Origin of the sequence: Pararhizobium sp. O133 (assembly GCF_051669845.1) — a bacterium.
Classification (GTDB): Bacteria; Pseudomonadota; Alphaproteobacteria; order Rhizobiales; family Rhizobiaceae; genus Pararhizobium.
The window spans coordinates 1,715,324-1,729,939 of record NZ_CP196426.1 but is presented as its reverse complement, the minus strand read 5'-3'; the positions used below and the strand labels follow the sequence as shown (position 1 = coordinate 1,729,939).

The window sequence follows — 14,616 nt, the reverse complement described above, 5'->3', positions numbered from 1 at the left end:
AGGATCGCCGTAATGCCGCATTTCAATCCGCTCATCGCCAGACTGTCGCCACCGCCGGTGCCTTCCGTGCTCGCCTGGGGCAAGGAATATGACGGCGCGCGAGGGCCAAGGATCGATCTCAGCCAGGCTGTTCCGGGTTATCCGTCCCACCCCGACATGCTGAAGTGGCTAGGCGAAGCGGCAGCCTCGCCTGCGTTTACGGGCTATGGCGCGATCGAGGGCGAGGACGTTTTGCGCGCCGCCTATGCCACCCATGTTTCCGGCGTCTACGGTGCATCTGTCACAGCGGAAAACATCCACATCACCTCCGGCTGCAATCAGGCCTTCATCTCGACCGTAATGGCGATCGCCGGTGCGGGCGACACGGTGCTGATGACCAACCCCTTCTATTTCAACCAGGAAACGACGCTGTCCATGCTCGGCATCAGCGTCGAGCTGGTGCCCTGCGCTGCCGCCCTCGGCTTCCTGCCCGACATCGACGCCATCGCCTCGGCGCTGAAGCCCGGCGTGCGGGCGCTGGCGCTGGTCACCCCCAACAATCCGACCGGTTCCGTCTATCCACCGGCCCTGTTGCGCCGGATCTTCGACCTCTGCCGTGCCAACGGCACCTGGCTGATCCTCGACGAGACCTATCGCGATTTCCTGCCCGAGGGCAACGGCGCACCGCATGATCTCCTGAGCGTCGAGGGATGGCAGGACAGCCTCGTCTGCCTGTACAGCTTCTCGAAGTCCTTCTGCATTCCCGGCCACCGCTTGGGCGCGATCACCGCCGGCCCGGCGCTGGTGGAGCAAGTCGCCAAGATTATGGACAACCTGCAGATCTGCGCGCCCCGCTCCGCGCAGGCGGCGATCGCCAAGGCGCTTCCGGCGCTGGACGACTGGCGGGCCGGCAACCGCGCCGAGATTACCCGGCGCGCCGAAGCGCTGAAACAGGTCATGAGCCGTCTGAAGGGTTGGAAGCTGCAGGCGATCGGCGCCTATTTCGCCTATATCCGCCATCCCTATCCGGATATCCGCTCGGAATTCGTCGCTGAAAAACTGGCGAAGATCGCCGGCATCGTCTGCCTGCCGGGCGATTATTTTGGAGAGGGTCAGGAAGGCTATCTGCGTTTCGCCTTCGCCAATGCCGACGTGCCGACGATCCTGCAATTGGAGGACCGCCTGTCGAACTTCAACCTGCCGGGAATCTGAGACGCGTCCCGGTCAGCCGCGGCGGGCGACCAGGATGCCGCAAAGCACGATCAGCCCGCCGATCGCCTGCATCAGGCTGACAGGCTCGCCGAGCACGATCCAGCCGAGGGCGGCGGCGCCGATCGGCTGAAGCAGCAGGGTCAGCGAAGAAAACGCCGCCGGTAGATAGGCCAGCGCATAGGTGATCAGTACCTGGCCGCTGGCATGGCTGATCAGCGCGAGACCGACGACGATGGCCCATCCATAAGTCGTGGCAGGGGCGAGCACCGGCTCAAAGATCAGCGTGAGCGGTAGCATTGTCAGCGTGCCCGAGGCTGAGCTCCAGACCATGATGCGCAACGTATCGAAACGGCTCCGTAACCGGCCAATCGCCAGAATATAGCCCGCATAGAGCATGGCCGCGATGACAGCGATCCCATCCCCATGCAGCACGCCGCCGCCGATGCCCGAAAACCCGCCTTTCAGAACCACGATACCGATCGCCGCCAGCCCGAGGCCGGCCAGAAAGGCGCGGGTGATCGGCAGGCGGAACAGCAGCCAGCCGAAAATCGTCACGAACACCGGAGCAAGGTTTGCCAAAAGGGTCGAATTGGCAACCGAGGTGATATGCAGCGACAGGTGCCAGCAGGCAAGATTGATGGCCAGCAGCACGCCTGGAAGCGCCAGCAGCATTCCATCCCGGAGCGTCTGCGGCTTCGGGCCATTATCCCTACGGATCAGCGACACGACGAACAGCGCGACGAAGGCGATACCGACGCGCCAAAAGGCGGTCGCAAGCGGCCCGACCTCCGACAAACGGACGAAGATCGGCGAACCGCTAATGGCCATTCCGCCAATGACCAACGCAATCAGGGGTATCCGGCTTGCGGGCAACGCTGCTGACGAAGGTGAGGCAGTCTCTGACACGAACAATTCCAATGCGATCTGGCGCAACGGGCTGCATGCCCTGCGTTAGCACCGCAGCTATCAGAAAGCTGCTGCCGCAAACAGCGACTTATCCTGATAGGAACATGAGAATTGCTGAAGCAAACAACCCCGCGGTCACATCGAACCACGGGGTTGATCAGCTTGCCAAAAACGCTCAGGCCGCGTCGGGCCGGTGCACGGTTTTGACCTCGAGGAAATCTTCTAGCCCGAACATGCCGCCCTCACGACCATTGCCGGACTGCTTGTAGCCACCGAACGGGCTTCCGTAACGATGCGGTCCGCCGTTGATATGCACCATGCCGGCGCGTAGGCGTGAGGCGACGCGTTCGGCACGCTTCGGGTCACCGGTCTGGACATAGGCAGCCAAGCCATAATTGGTGTCGTTGGCGATCTCGATCGCCTCCTCCTCCGTCTCGAACGGCATGATGGCCAGCACCGGGCCGAACACTTCCTCGCGGGCGATGCGCATCGTATTGTCGACATCGGCGAAGATCGTCGGCTTGACGAAATAGCCGGTCTCGAAACCCTCCGGCTTGCCGGCGCCGCCGACGAGCACGCGTGCGCCTTCGGTTATGCCGGCTTCGATCAGCGCCTGCACCCGGCCGAACTGGACATCGCTGACCAGCGGCCCGATATGGCTGCCTTCCTCAGTCGGATTGCCAACCTTGGCTTGCCTGCCGACACGCTCAGCGATCTCGACAGCCTTGTCATAGACCGTTTTCTGGACCAGAAGACGGGTCGGCGCATCGCAGGACTGGCCGGAATTGTTGAAGCATTCCAGCACGCTGCCGGTGACGCGGTCTTCGAGATCAGCATCCTCGAACACGATGTTCGGCGACTTGCCGCCCAGTTCCAGCGTCACGCGCTTGACCGTATCGGCTGCATCCTTGCTGACGGCGATGCCGGCGCGGGTCGAGCCGGTAAAGGACATCATGTCGATATCCTTGTGCTTGGAAAGAGCCGCACCCGCATTCGGGCCATCGCCGTTGACGAGATTAAACGTGCCGGCCGGGAAGCCGGCCTCATGCACCATCTCCGCGTAGAGCAGTGCGTTCAGAGGGGTGAATTCGGAGGGTTTCAGAACGCAGGTCGAGCCGGTCGCGAGCGCCGGCACGACCTTCAGCGCGATCTGGTTGATCGGCCAGTTCCAAGGGGTGATGAGACCGCAGACGCCGATCGGCTCGCGCAGCAGGACATCGCCATTCGGCAGGACCTCGCGCATATGCGCGCGCTTCAGCGCGTCGATGAAGCCCTGGAGATGGCCGACGCCGACATCGGCCTGCTGCTCGGTGCTCATGGTGATCGGCGCCCCGAGTTCCATGGTGATCGTCTTCGCCATCTCGTCATAGCGACGCTTGTAGATGGCGAGCAATTTTTCCAGTAGCGCCAGCCGTTCCTCGACGCTGGTGCGGCTATAGCTCGCAAACGCCTTCTTGGCGGCGGCGACGGCACGGTCGATATCGGTCGCCGTTCCCATCGAGATCAACGCGATCGGCTTTTCCGTCGCCGGATTGAGGACTTCGAGATCGTGGGCAACCAGCGGAGCGACCCATTCGCCGTTGATGTAGAATTTACGTTTGTCGAGCATGCTTCTTGTCCTTCCCGTCAGATCGTCTTCCGTTTTCATTCAGCCAATCGGTGATCAATTGGCGGTAGCGTTGCCCGCTGAAGCTTGGAAAATGGCCGCCATGCAAGATGCGGGCGGAATTTTCAACATGCGCTCCATCCAGGCTGAATAGTCGTCGGCGTTGGAATGACAGGTATCCTCGATCAGCAGCCCGTCCTAGAGGATTCGCCGGAGAATGGAATTTCGGTCGCCTTTTCCTAAAGCGCAATACCCCTCGATGAATGGGCTGACATATGAATGGCCTCGAAGACACGGTCACCGAGATCGATCCAGGATCAGCCAACGTGTTCTGGCAAGTCGGATTGGCGAGGAAGCCGACTTTGGGGAATGCACGGCGCGCCGTTCGAACGCATGGTGCATGCCTATAAGCTCGCCATGCCTTTTGACAGACGAAAGCCCTGATCCGTGGGAAACCAGGGGCTTGGCAAAACGATTGTCCAGCAGCTTTTCTTGCCGACTTGGATTTCAGATCGCGCCGCAGACGAGCGCGGAGACGAAGAGGAAGGCCGCAGCCAAGGCGGCTGCCTGCGCCGCGATATTCCAGGAAAACTGCCCCGGCTGTGCGCCGTAAGCTGCGGGGCGATTCTGCATGACTTGTTTCGAACCTTGCATATTGTCCTCCAACAGTGCTGTTGCAGATGTCGTGCTGCCTTTTCGGCTGCAGCTTCTTTTTGTGTTCTCCGATATTTTCCATCAAGTTTATAGATATTATTTTCTGCGTTGTGCGCCATCCGGGAAAAAAGCGACCAAACGGCATTCCGCCAGCACTGATAACGCGGCTTCGGTCCTAATGTTCCTGCTCGTGCTGTCTTTCCTTCACAAGCCGCGACCATTGCTCGCTGAACCACGGCGTCAGCAGCGAAACATCGCCATGGCTGTGCGGCTCCGTCAGAGCGCCATCGGCCTCCTTCGAGGTCCAGACCTTGAACGTCGTCAATTCGTGCTTGCCGAAAGTCTGGATCAGCGGAATGTCAGCAGCATCCCGCCCCCGCGCCACGACGATCCGGCCGATACGGGGCACGTTGTGGCGGGCATCGAACGTGTACCAGCGATCTCCTATATAGACCTCGAACCAGGCATTGAAATCCATCGGCGCCGGATTTCCCTCGACACCGATATCGCCCATGTAGCCGTTGACGTAACGCGCCGGCATGTTCATGCAGCGACAAAACGTGACGGCGAGATGCGCGTAGTCGCGGCAGACGCCGACCCGCTCTTCATGCGCTTCCATGGCAGTGCGCAACGTCGACGTATAGCCGTAGCTGAAGGTCAGCCGCTCATGGACATAATCGCAGATCGCCTGGACACGCGCCCAGCCCGGCTCGATATCGCCGAATGTCCGCCAGGCCAAGGCGCCGAACCGATCGGTTTCGCAGTAGCGGCTGGCGGAAAGATAAGGCAGGCATTCGCCCGGCAGTTTTTCCACCGCTACCGCTCGCGCCGCGAGGTTGATCGGGTCGGGCCGGCCGCCGTCGCGTATCACGGCGTCGTAGCTGAGTTTCATGCCACCTTCCGGCACGACCATGCGCATGCAGATATTGCCGAAGGGATCAGTGATCTCGCCCATCTTGATCACCGGATCGGCGATCGGGCCGCGCTCACTGAGGATATCGGCGCGCCTTGCGCGATCCACCGAAAGGTAAGTCATCATCGGCGTTGGCTGGACGCAACTGACGCCGATCTCGTATCCGAACCGTATGAACATTTCGACCTCCCTCAGACAAAGCCGGAACTGGTCTCCAGCATATTTGTTCCGGCTTCAGGCATGGGAATTGAGAGACGCAAACAGGTCGCTGACACAGGAAAGCATGCCGTGACGCGGACACGGGCTTGGAGCCGCATCCCGGCCCGCTTCTCGCAGGCCATACGCTTACACACGAGGCGTGGTCACCACGGGATCAAGCCCGCATGACCGAAGGTTCGACGGCTATACGCACATTCGGCGAACGCAGCGAAACAGCGACAACAAGGTTGATTCTAGGCCGATTTGCGGAAACGCGCAACGTGACCGATGCAGCCGCTGACAGGATGCGGTCTCCGACAGTTGCTGTTGCGACGACGCAAAAGGCCTGCCGCGTTTCCGCGACAGGCCTCGTTTTTCCGGCATTCGATTTTTACAGGTTCTCCAACAGCTCGTTGACACGGCTTTCCGCGTCCTTCAGGGCCGCATCGACTTCCTTCTGACCACTAATCGCGGCGCTCATCTCTTCGCCGATAATGTCCTGGATCGCGAACTGGCGCTGGACGGCAGAGGGAAGCGGCTTGCCGAGATCGGCGACGGCTGCAACCGTGTCACGGTGCGGCAGGGCCTTGAACGCATCCGAGGTGATGACAGCCTTGTAGGCCGGCAGGTGGCCGGTGCGCGACCATTCGAAATCGTTGTCGGCGAAGAACTTCAGGAACTTGCCGATGCCGGCGACCTCTTCCGGCGTGCGATCCTTCTGTGACACGGCCCAAGTGTGGCCGTCGGCATATTGCGCATGCGCACCACCGAAGAGCTGCGGATACGGATAGACTGCGTAGCCACCCTTGTTGAGCGCGGTACCGGCCGTTTCGGATTGGGCGTTGTAGTCGCCGATGACCCAGGTGCCGTTCAATTGAACGCCGCCCTCGCCCGCGAGAAACGCATTGATCGCGCCGCCGTAGTCGAGATCCTTGGTCGTATAGTCCTTGTCGAAGATCGCCTTGTACAGTTCCACGACCTTCTTGGCTTCCGGCGTGTCGAGCTTCACGTGCTTCGGGTCGGCGAAGAAGTCGGAATCCTGCTGGAAGAGATAGGTGTAGAGATTGCGAGTATAGAGCGCGGTTTCATTCGCAAGGTTCTGCACGAAATAGGGCTTGCCGGTCTTCTGCTTGAACTGTTCCGCCTGGGCGAGAAGCTCCTCCGGCGATTTCGGCAGGACAGGCTTGCCGTCTGCGCCGACGAGGCCGGCCTGCTTAAACAGATCCAGGTTGATGTGGTAGAGCATGGTCCAGGTGTCGATCGGCAGACCATAGATCTTGCCGTCCTTGGTCGCGCCGTCGCGGGCAGCATCCGTGAAGCTGTCCGGCGTGATGCCGACCGAGTTCAGGACGTCGTCGAGCGGCAGAAGAAGGCCCTTCGACTGGTAGTCCGACAGCACCGATTCATGAATGGTGACGATGTCGGGCGCGTCACCGGAAGCGAACTGCGCGGTCAGCTGGTCATAGCCCGGCCATTCCACCGTTGTCACCGACACATGCACATCCGGATTGTCGGCGTTGAACTTGTTGATCAGCGACGTGATGATACCGCATTCGCCAACGGCCTTCGTCACATCCGTGTTGGTGCCGAAATCTGCATCGCAGGCGCCGAAAAAGCGCTGCACCGTCAGTTCGGTTGCCGCGAACGACGAGTTCGCGACCATGATGGCGCCAGCCGACACGGCGGCGAACATTAGTTTTTTCAAGCGCATTTCAGTTCCTCCTACTGAGTTTCCCGCCACTCCTTGTGGAATGACTTCATGCTTCTCCGATCGCCCCGGCCTCTCCCGCCATCAGGCAATTCTCGTTATCGGACCGCAGCACCCGAGACGGCGGTGACGATGTATTTCTGGAAAAAGAGATAGACGATCAGGATCGGCGCCCCGGCGAATACGGCCTGCGCCATCAGGAACCCGATGCCCTGCGACTGGGCGAAATTGACCTGCGTGGACGCAATGCCGACCGTCAGCGTGAACATCTCCTTCTTGGTGGCCGAAATCAGCGGCCAGAAATAGTCGTTCCAGGCGCCGAGGAAGGTGAAGATGCCAAGCGTCGCCTGGGCGGGTACCGTCAGCGGCAACAGAACCTTCCAGAAGATCCGGAAACGGCTGGCATTGTCCAGCATCGCCGCCTCGTCGAGTTCCTTCGGGATCGCGCGGAAATACTGCGTCATCAGGAAAACACCGAAGGCACTCGACAGGCCGGGCAGGATCAGGCCCGGATAGCTGTTGTGCAGCCCGATCCAGCTGAATATCTGGTGGCGGGCGACCAGCACCGCCTGCTCCGGGACCGCGAGGCCGAGCAGCACGATGATGAAGAGCGCATCGCGGCCGGGAAAGTTCAGCCGCGCGAAACCATAGCCGGCCAACGATGACAGGATCAGTGTGAAGATCGTCACGCCACCAGCCACGATGACGCTGTTCAGAACCCAGCGGAACACCGAGGAGGTGCCGACCGTGTTGATATAGTTCACCAGCGTATACGGCAGGCGGAAGACCGAGTTCGGATCGACCATCAGTTCCTGGTTGTTCTTCAGCGACAAAGCGACGACGAAGAACACCGGCGCGACCATGATTATCGCCAAAAGGATGACCAGTCCGAGCAGCACGCGGTCGCCGAAGGCACGGCCCTTGATGGCGGGATTATAGCTCATCAAAGTTCTCCCTTCCGGCGTGTCACGAGGTATTGCGCCATGGCCGCGATGAGGATCAGGATGAAGAGGATTTCCGATGCGGCGGCGCCAAGTCCCAGATCCCAGCGGCGGAACGCCGTATCGTAGATGTAAAGCACGATCGGTTTGGTGAGGTTGTTCGGACCGCCACGCGTCATTAGCCAGGGTTGGCCGAAGAGCTGGAACTGCAAGACGATCTGGATGATGATCACCAGCACAAAGGTACGCTTGATCGACGGCAGGGTGATCGACCGCAGCGTCTGCCAGCGGTTGGCATTGTCGAGCGCCGCCGCCTCGTAGATATCCTGCGGGATCTGCTGCAGCGCCGACAGGAACAGCATCATCGGCAGGCCGATGCACCACCAGATCGTCGCGATGGCAATGCCGATCATCGCAAGGTCCGGATCGGAAATGAACGAGGGCGCGGTTGCACCGAACCAGCCGAAGACGATCGACAGCAGGCCGTTATTGGGAATGTAGACGATGCGCCAGATCAGCGTGACGATGGTGACCGACAGCACCGAGGACGAAAAGAAGATCGTCCGCAAGACGGCAGCCGACCGTGTCCGCCGGTTGAGGCAGAGCGCCAGAAACAGGCCGATCAGCGCCAATGCCGGGACCGTCAGGGCGACGAAATAGAACGTGTTCCAGATGGATTGCAAAAAGACCTTGTCGTGAAACAGCCTGACATAATTGCCGAAGCCCACGAACTTGCCGGTCGAGAAGGTGTCGGCCTTGTGGAACGACAGCCAGATGCCCCAGAACAGCGGCACGACGAGCAACGTCGTGAAGAAAAACAGATAGGGCGCGACGAAGATGAAATTCCGCCATTTCGGCGCGTAGATATCCGCGCTGGGGCTCCTGACGCCGGCGGCCGGCGTCGCGGTCTGCGGGAACGTCAGTTGCTCGGCCATCTCAGACCCCTCTCGCATGCCAGGCATGCCCGGCCTCGTTGAAGAGATGCGACTTGCGGCCATCGAAGGAAAGACCGATGCGATCGCCGACCGAGACTGCGCTATTGCCGGCATCGGAGCCGACGATCTGCTGGCCATCGCCAAGACGCGCATAGACCAGCGTGCGCTCGCCCAGCCGCTCGATCACATCCACCACGCCTTCGGCATTGCCCTGCCCCGTCGGGGTCACACGCACATCTTCCGAGCGGATGCCGAACGTGTACTTGCCCTCATCCAGTTGATTGGAGCCGATATCGGTTTCGACCGAGACTCCACCGGCAAACCGGGCGGTGACGTTGGCACCTGAAGTGTCCAGGGTGGCATCGACAAAGTTCATGGCCGGCGAACCGACGAAGGTCGCGACGAAGCGCGTCGCCGGCCGGGAGTAGATTTCCATCGGCGTGCCGATCTGCTCGATCCTGCGATTGTTCATGACGACGATGCGATCGGCGAGCGTCATCGCCTCGATCTGGTCATGGGTGACGAAGATCATCGTGGATTTGACGCGGTGGCGAAGCTGGGCAAGTTCGACGCGGGTGCGGACGCGCAAGGCCGCATCGAGGTTCGACAGGGGCTCATCGAACAGAAACGCTTTCGGCTCCTTGACGATGGCCCGGCCGATGGCGACACGCTGGCGCTGGCCGCCCGAAAGCTGGCCTGGTTTACGCTCCATGAGATGGCCGATCTCCAGCATGCGGCCGGCCTCCGTCACGCGGGCTGAAATGACGTCGTCGGAAATGCCGATATTGCGCAGACCGAAGGCCATGTTGTCGGCAACCGACATATGCGGATAGAGCGCATAGGACTGGAACACCATGGCGATATCGCGCTGGCCCGGCGGCAGGTTGTCGATCCGCTGGCCGTTAATGGAAATCGTGCCCTCGTCGACGCTTTCCAGGCCTGCGATCATGCGCAACAGCGTCGATTTCCCACAGCCGGACGGTCCGAGAAAGACCATGAATTCATTGGGATCGATGGACAGTGAAAGATGGTCGATGACCGTCGCCGCGCCGAAACGCTTGACCACGTCCTTGATCTCGATATGCGCCGTCACGTCAACCTCCCTTGCCGTGATGGAACAGTCCCGATGGGTGTTCAGGCACTGGCGCCCACTCAAACCAACCCGGCCATTCCGCAGATTATGCAGTCCTCGACCTGATCCCTCCCCAGTCTCGGCGCCATCTCCGCAGCGCCGAGTATCTCCGAAAAGAAGATCAAGTCAACATTTATGATATATATCAATTATTATGATATATAAACCTTCAGACCTTTACACGGATGACCTGATAGGACAGTGGCGGTAGAGTGACCGAGACCACATCGCCCTTGATCGACGCGCCCGAGCCCTTGCGCGGTGCGACATTGTCGGGGTTTTCGGCGGTGTTGACGGCGCGCAGATCGGCGTGCGTCATCACCTGGTGATCGAGAATCTCGGCCTTCTCGAAACCGGCCAGACTGAACTCCGTCTCGATACTGTCCGTCAGGTGACGATTGACCGCGAAGAAGGTGACCGTCTTGCCTTCGGCATCGTGAACACCGGAAACATCGATGAAAGGCACTTTTTCCGCGACCGGCGCATCATAGGTCGGCGAGTTGACCGCCAGATTGAGCGCCGTGCCACGACCGAAGACCGAGGCGAAATAATAGGGATAAAAGATCGTCTGGCGCCAGGCGGCACCGTTGGGTGCCGTCATGATCGGCGCGATGACGTTTACCAACTGCGCGATGCAGGCGATGCGCACCACGTCGGAGCGACGGATGAATGTGTTGAGGATCAGGCCGACCTGCAGCACATCCTCGAAATTGTAGATGTCTTCCAGAAGTGCCGGGGCATGCGGCCAGCCATGATTGCCGGCGAGCAGCGCCTTGTCCTGCTCCTTGGAATGGTACCAGACGTTCCACTCGTCGAAGGAGATATAGATCTGCTTCTTCGAACGCTTCTTCGCCTTGACGTAATCGATGACGCCGGAAACCGTGGCGATGTAATTGTCGAGCTCGACATTCTGGGCGAGATAGTTCGCCGTGTCACCGGCCCGGTTTTCGAAATACATGTGCAGCGAGATATAATCGACCTCATTGTAGGTATGCTCGAGGACGGTCGCTTCCCATTCCGGATAGGTCGGCATATGGGCATTCGACGAGCCGCAGACGATCAGTTCGAGCGAGTTGTCGAAGGCACGCATGGCCTTGGCGGTCTCGTGCGCCAGACGACCATATTCGTCAGCCGTCTTGTGGCCGATCTGCCAGGGACCATCCATCTCGTTGCCGAGGCACCAGAGCTTGGTGTTGAACGGCTCGGCGCGACCGTTGGCGATGCGCATGTCGCTCCATTTGCTGCCGCCGGGATGATTGACATATTCGAGGAAGTTTCGGGCTTCATCGAGACCGCGCGAGCCGAGATTGACGGCCAGCATCATTTCCGTGCCGACGCTGTCGCACCAATCGGAAAATTCGTGAATGCCGACCTGGTTGCTGTCGGATGTGTGCCAGGCAAGATCGAGCCGCGTCGGGCGATCTTCCTTCGGGCCGATGCCGTCTTCCCAGTTATAGGCCGAGACGAAATTGCCGCCGGGATAGCGAACGACGGGAACCTTCAATTCCTTGACGAGATCGATGACATCCTTGCGCATGCCGTTTTCATCGGCCGTGTCATGATCCGGTTCATAGATGCCGGTATAAACAGCCCGGCCCAGATGCTCGATGAAGGAGCCATAAAGGCGTTCATCGATCTGCGAAATCACATAGTCACGGTGCGCGATAACGGTAGCCTTCACGGCATGCCCTCCCAAATAATCGTCTTTTGTGATGTTAATCACTTTTGTCGATAATTAAGAGGAACGCCGCATGAACGTCAAGTATGATAATTCAGAAATTCGGGTTTATATCCATTATTTCGTTGTAAGGCGCATGACGATATCCTGGTCGTAATTGCCGAAGCCACGACCGAAGATATTGATTCCACCGGGATGTTTGGCATCTTCGCGCACCGCGATGCGCAAGCGGATCGAATGGTGCTCCGACAGCTTGAGATCGCTGAGCGCGACATCGGATATCTTCAAGCCATCGATATAGGTGCCGTCGGCAGCAATCCGCCAGTTCTTCAGCTTTCCGTATTGCGAACCCTTCAGCTTCCACCAGTCCGGCGTGAAGACGCCGCGCTTGTCGCCATAATCTCCCGGAGATGTCCAGGTCGCGGTATCGACGCCATTGACGGAAAGGGTGATATCGGAGGGCCAATCGGCGCTGGTGCCGGGCACCTCCGAACTCAATTCCATTGCGAATTCAATCTCTTCGATCTGCGTATTGGTAAGCCGCGCATTGTTCGGGAACTGGTATTCGACATAACCGCGCGTGAACCAGATCAGTCCGGCCTTCATCCGGTCGGGGTCGAGGAAGGTGTCGGGCACATCGAGCAGCCCAATGATCCCATCGACAGAACAGAGGCCGCACGGGCCGGTCACCTCGCAACTCGTATAGAGCCCGAGCGGCATGGCGACCTCGATACCGCTGGATTTCAGCGCCTTGATATCGTCCTTGAAGACGACCAGCACCTCATCGAAATTCGAATAGCAGATCTTCTGGTTGCCCTTGCGCGCCTTCTGCGATTCCGTACGGATCAGCCCGGCCTCCTCCAGAATAGCAACGTTTGTCGAGACCGTGGACTGGGGAAGTCCAAGGATTTCAGATATTTCGTTGACGTTTTGCGGGCCTTTGACGTGCAGGAGCTTGAGCATCGCGATCCGGGACGTCGAGGCGAGCCCCTTCAGGACAGCCATTCCCTCTTCTGGATCGATGACTAGAAAATTTCGGCTCATCAGCTATTCCCGCGCTCCATCGTGCTGCTCCACCAGCAAAGCCAATTAATATCAAAAAAAATGATATGGTCAACGGCGCTTTGTCAGCCGTCGCTTTCAAAACGTAGGTTTGAGGAGAGTCTAAACGATTAGCAGCGCGCGCAGATCGTTGACATTGGTGCCGGTGGGACCGGGCACGAACAGGTCGCCGCTGGCGTTGAACGCCGTCCAGGCATCATGCCGGGCGAGATGATCGCGGGGATCGGCACCGGCAGCCCGCATGCGGGCGACCGTGGTGCCGTCGGCAAAGGCGCCGGCATTGTCCTCGGAACCGTCGATGCCATCCGTATCGGCAGCCAGCGCATGAATGCCGTCGACGCCGTCGATATCCAGAGCGAAGGACAAGAGGAACTCGCTGTTGCGCCCGCCCTTGCCATAGCCTTCCCCCGAAATGGTCACCGTGGTTTCACCGCCGGACAAGATGACGACCGGCTTTTGGAACGGCCGGCCGCGCAGCGCCGTTTCCCGGGCGATCGCCGCATGCATGCGGCCGATATCGCGCGCCTCCCCTTCGATCGCATCGGACAGGATCACCGCCTCGACGCCGAGCGCCCGGGCCGTTACCGCAGCCGCATCGAGCGACACGGCTGCCGACGCGATGACGTGATGGGTCTGGTTGTTGAAAACGGAGTGATCGGGGCGCGGAGCGGCGGCCTGATCGGACACCAGATGGCGCATGACCGCTTCCGGCAGAACCATGCCGTAGCGGGCAACGATCGCCAGAGCATCCTGTGGTGTCGAGAGATCGGGAATGGTCGGGCCGGAAGCGACAAAAGCGGGATTGTCACCCGGAACATCCGAAACGATCAGGCTGACGACGCGGGCCGGATGGGCGGCAAAAGCCAGCCGCCCGCCCTTGATGCGGGACACGTGCTTGCGCACCACATTCATGGCCGAGATCGGCGCGCCGGAGGCAAGAAGCGCCCTGTTGACGGCAATCTCGTCGGCGAGCGTCAGGCCTTCGGGCGGTGCGGGCAGAAGCGACGAGCCGCCGCCGGAGACCAGCGCGACGACGAGATCATCCGGCGTCAGCCCCTCGACCAGCCGCAACAATTCCGCCGATCCCTCCAGCCCCGCCTCGTCAGGCACCGGATGCGCCGATTGCAGAACGCGGATACGCTTGCAGTCCACGATCGGCCCGTGCCGCGCAACGACCGCTCCTTCCAGCGGCCCGTCCCAGAGGCTTTCGAAAGCGGCGGCCATCTGGCTTGCCGCCTTACCGGCGCCGACGACGATCGTACGCCCCTTCGGCTTTTCCGACAGATGGGCGCGGATCGCAGCAAGGGGATCGGCAGCCTCGACAGCCGCCGCAAACAGGCTGGCGAGGAAAGCGCGGGGCTGAAGGCTCATGCGTGGTCAGCCCGCAAGTTCGAAATCATAGACGAAGACGCCGTCGATGCCGTCTTGGGTGGCTGCAACGATCCGGCCGCCGGCCTTTTCATGGGCGGGGTGGACGAGATAGGCATCGCGCGCCGCCGCATCCTTGAAATCGATGATGAAGCCATCGGTATAGCCCTTGCCGAGCCCTTCGGGGCTGACATTCGGGCCGATCTCGACGGACAGATAGCCCGGGACGAGCGGCTGCAGCGCCGCGATATCGGCGAGGATCGATGCACGCTCGGCGGCGGAAATATCGGCCTTGAAGCGGACGAAGACACAATGGCGGATCAT

General features: G+C 60.3%; 13 protein-coding genes. 1 reads left to right on the top strand and 12 read right to left on the bottom strand.

Annotated elements, in window-relative coordinates:
- Positions 1 to 12 precede the first annotated feature (12 nt).
- Positions 13 to 1,191, top strand: coding sequence for an aminotransferase (locus ACST81_RS08270; RefSeq protein ID WP_438752447.1), 1,179 nt, complete (start codon positions 13 to 15; stop codon positions 1,189 to 1,191).
- Positions 1,192 to 1,203: 12 nt separating this feature from the next.
- On the opposite strand, the gene ACST81_RS08265 is transcribed toward ACST81_RS08270, so the two are convergent.
- The 12 genes from ACST81_RS08265 to ACST81_RS08210 form a co-directional block, all read right to left on the bottom strand.
- Entirely contained in the window at positions 1,204 to 2,097 is an 894-nt protein-coding gene (locus ACST81_RS08265; protein WP_438752446.1) for a DMT family transporter, read from the bottom strand.
- Positions 2,098 to 2,272: 175 nt separating this feature from the next.
- A complete protein-coding gene (locus ACST81_RS08260) occupies positions 2,273 to 3,706 on the bottom strand; it encodes an aldehyde dehydrogenase family protein (RefSeq protein ID WP_438752445.1) in 1,434 nt (477 codons plus the stop codon).
- A 504-nt stretch (positions 3,707 to 4,210) separates the two neighbouring features.
- Positions 4,211 to 4,336, bottom strand: coding sequence for a hypothetical protein (locus ACST81_RS08255; protein ID WP_438752444.1), 126 nt, complete (start codon positions 4,334 to 4,336; stop codon positions 4,211 to 4,213).
- Positions 4,337 to 4,532: 196 nt separating this feature from the next.
- Positions 4,533 to 5,450 (bottom strand): transglutaminase-like domain-containing protein, encoded by a 918-nt coding sequence (locus ACST81_RS08250; protein ID WP_438752443.1) that lies wholly within the window; start codon positions 5,448 to 5,450, stop codon positions 4,533 to 4,535.
- 409 nt (positions 5,451 to 5,859) lie between these two features.
- Positions 5,860 to 7,179: an ABC transporter substrate-binding protein gene (locus ACST81_RS08245; RefSeq protein WP_438752442.1), complete on the bottom strand. Its 1,320-nt coding sequence runs from the start codon at positions 7,177 to 7,179 to the stop codon at positions 5,860 to 5,862.
- A 95-nt stretch (positions 7,180 to 7,274) separates the two neighbouring features.
- Entirely contained in the window at positions 7,275 to 8,120 is an 846-nt protein-coding gene (locus ACST81_RS08240) for a carbohydrate ABC transporter permease (protein ID WP_438752441.1), read from the bottom strand.
- Positions 8,120 to 9,052: a carbohydrate ABC transporter permease gene (locus ACST81_RS08235; protein ID WP_438752440.1), complete on the bottom strand. Its 933-nt coding sequence runs from the start codon at positions 9,050 to 9,052 to the stop codon at positions 8,120 to 8,122. Before ACST81_RS08235 ends, ACST81_RS08240 begins: the two co-directional genes overlap by 1 nt.
- Before the next feature lies 1 nt (position 9,053).
- Positions 9,054 to 10,145, bottom strand: coding sequence for an ABC transporter ATP-binding protein (locus tag ACST81_RS08230; RefSeq protein WP_438752439.1), 1,092 nt, complete (start codon positions 10,143 to 10,145; stop codon positions 9,054 to 9,056).
- 208 nt (positions 10,146 to 10,353) lie between these two features.
- Positions 10,354 to 11,865: an arabinosylfuranosidase ArfA gene (arfA, locus tag ACST81_RS08225; protein WP_438752438.1), complete on the bottom strand. Its 1,512-nt coding sequence runs from the start codon at positions 11,863 to 11,865 to the stop codon at positions 10,354 to 10,356.
- 114 nt (positions 11,866 to 11,979) lie between these two features.
- Positions 11,980 to 12,906 carry an ArsR/SmtB family transcription factor gene (locus ACST81_RS08220; RefSeq protein WP_438752437.1) on the bottom strand — a complete coding sequence of 309 codons (927 nt, stop codon included), beginning with the start codon at positions 12,904 to 12,906 and terminating at the stop codon, positions 11,980 to 11,982.
- 120 nt (positions 12,907 to 13,026) lie between these two features.
- Positions 13,027 to 14,295, bottom strand: coding sequence for a glycerate kinase type-2 family protein (locus tag ACST81_RS08215; RefSeq protein WP_438752436.1), 1,269 nt, complete (start codon positions 14,293 to 14,295; stop codon positions 13,027 to 13,029).
- 6 nt (positions 14,296 to 14,301) lie between these two features.
- Complete coding sequence (locus ACST81_RS08210) at positions 14,302 to 14,616, bottom strand: Dabb family protein (RefSeq protein WP_438752435.1); 315 nt, start codon at positions 14,614 to 14,616, stop codon at positions 14,302 to 14,304.

What these genes read in the sequence shown, in the direction of transcription:
- ACST81_RS08245 (WP_438752442.1), bottom strand. Translation starts at nt 7,179, where the DNA reads ATGCGCTTGAAAAAACTAATGTTCGCCGCCGTGTCGGCTGGCGCCATC.
- ACST81_RS08255 (WP_438752444.1), bottom strand. Translation starts at nt 4,336, where the DNA reads ATGCAGAATCGCCCCGCAGCTTACGGCGCACAGCCGGGGCAGTTTTCC.
- ACST81_RS08250 (WP_438752443.1), bottom strand. Translation starts at nt 5,450, where the DNA reads ATGTTCATACGGTTCGGATACGAGATCGGCGTCAGTTGCGTCCAGCCA.
- ACST81_RS08270 (WP_438752447.1), top strand. Translation starts at nt 13, where the DNA reads ATGCCGCATTTCAATCCGCTCATCGCCAGACTGTCGCCACCGCCGGTG.
- ACST81_RS08215 (WP_438752436.1), bottom strand. Translation starts at nt 14,295, where the DNA reads ATGAGCCTTCAGCCCCGCGCTTTCCTCGCCAGCCTGTTTGCGGCGGCT.
- ACST81_RS08240 (WP_438752441.1), bottom strand. Translation starts at nt 8,120, where the DNA reads ATGAGCTATAATCCCGCCATCAAGGGCCGTGCCTTCGGCGACCGCGTG.
- ACST81_RS08260 (WP_438752445.1), bottom strand. Translation starts at nt 3,706, where the DNA reads ATGCTCGACAAACGTAAATTCTACATCAACGGCGAATGGGTCGCTCCG.
- ACST81_RS08210 (WP_438752435.1), bottom strand. Translation starts at nt 14,616, where the DNA reads ATGATCCGCCATTGTGTCTTCGTCCGCTTCAAGGCCGATATTTCCGCC.
- ACST81_RS08220 (WP_438752437.1), bottom strand. Translation starts at nt 12,906, where the DNA reads ATGAGCCGAAATTTTCTAGTCATCGATCCAGAAGAGGGAATGGCTGTC.
- ACST81_RS08235 (WP_438752440.1), bottom strand. Translation starts at nt 9,052, where the DNA reads ATGGCCGAGCAACTGACGTTCCCGCAGACCGCGACGCCGGCCGCCGGC.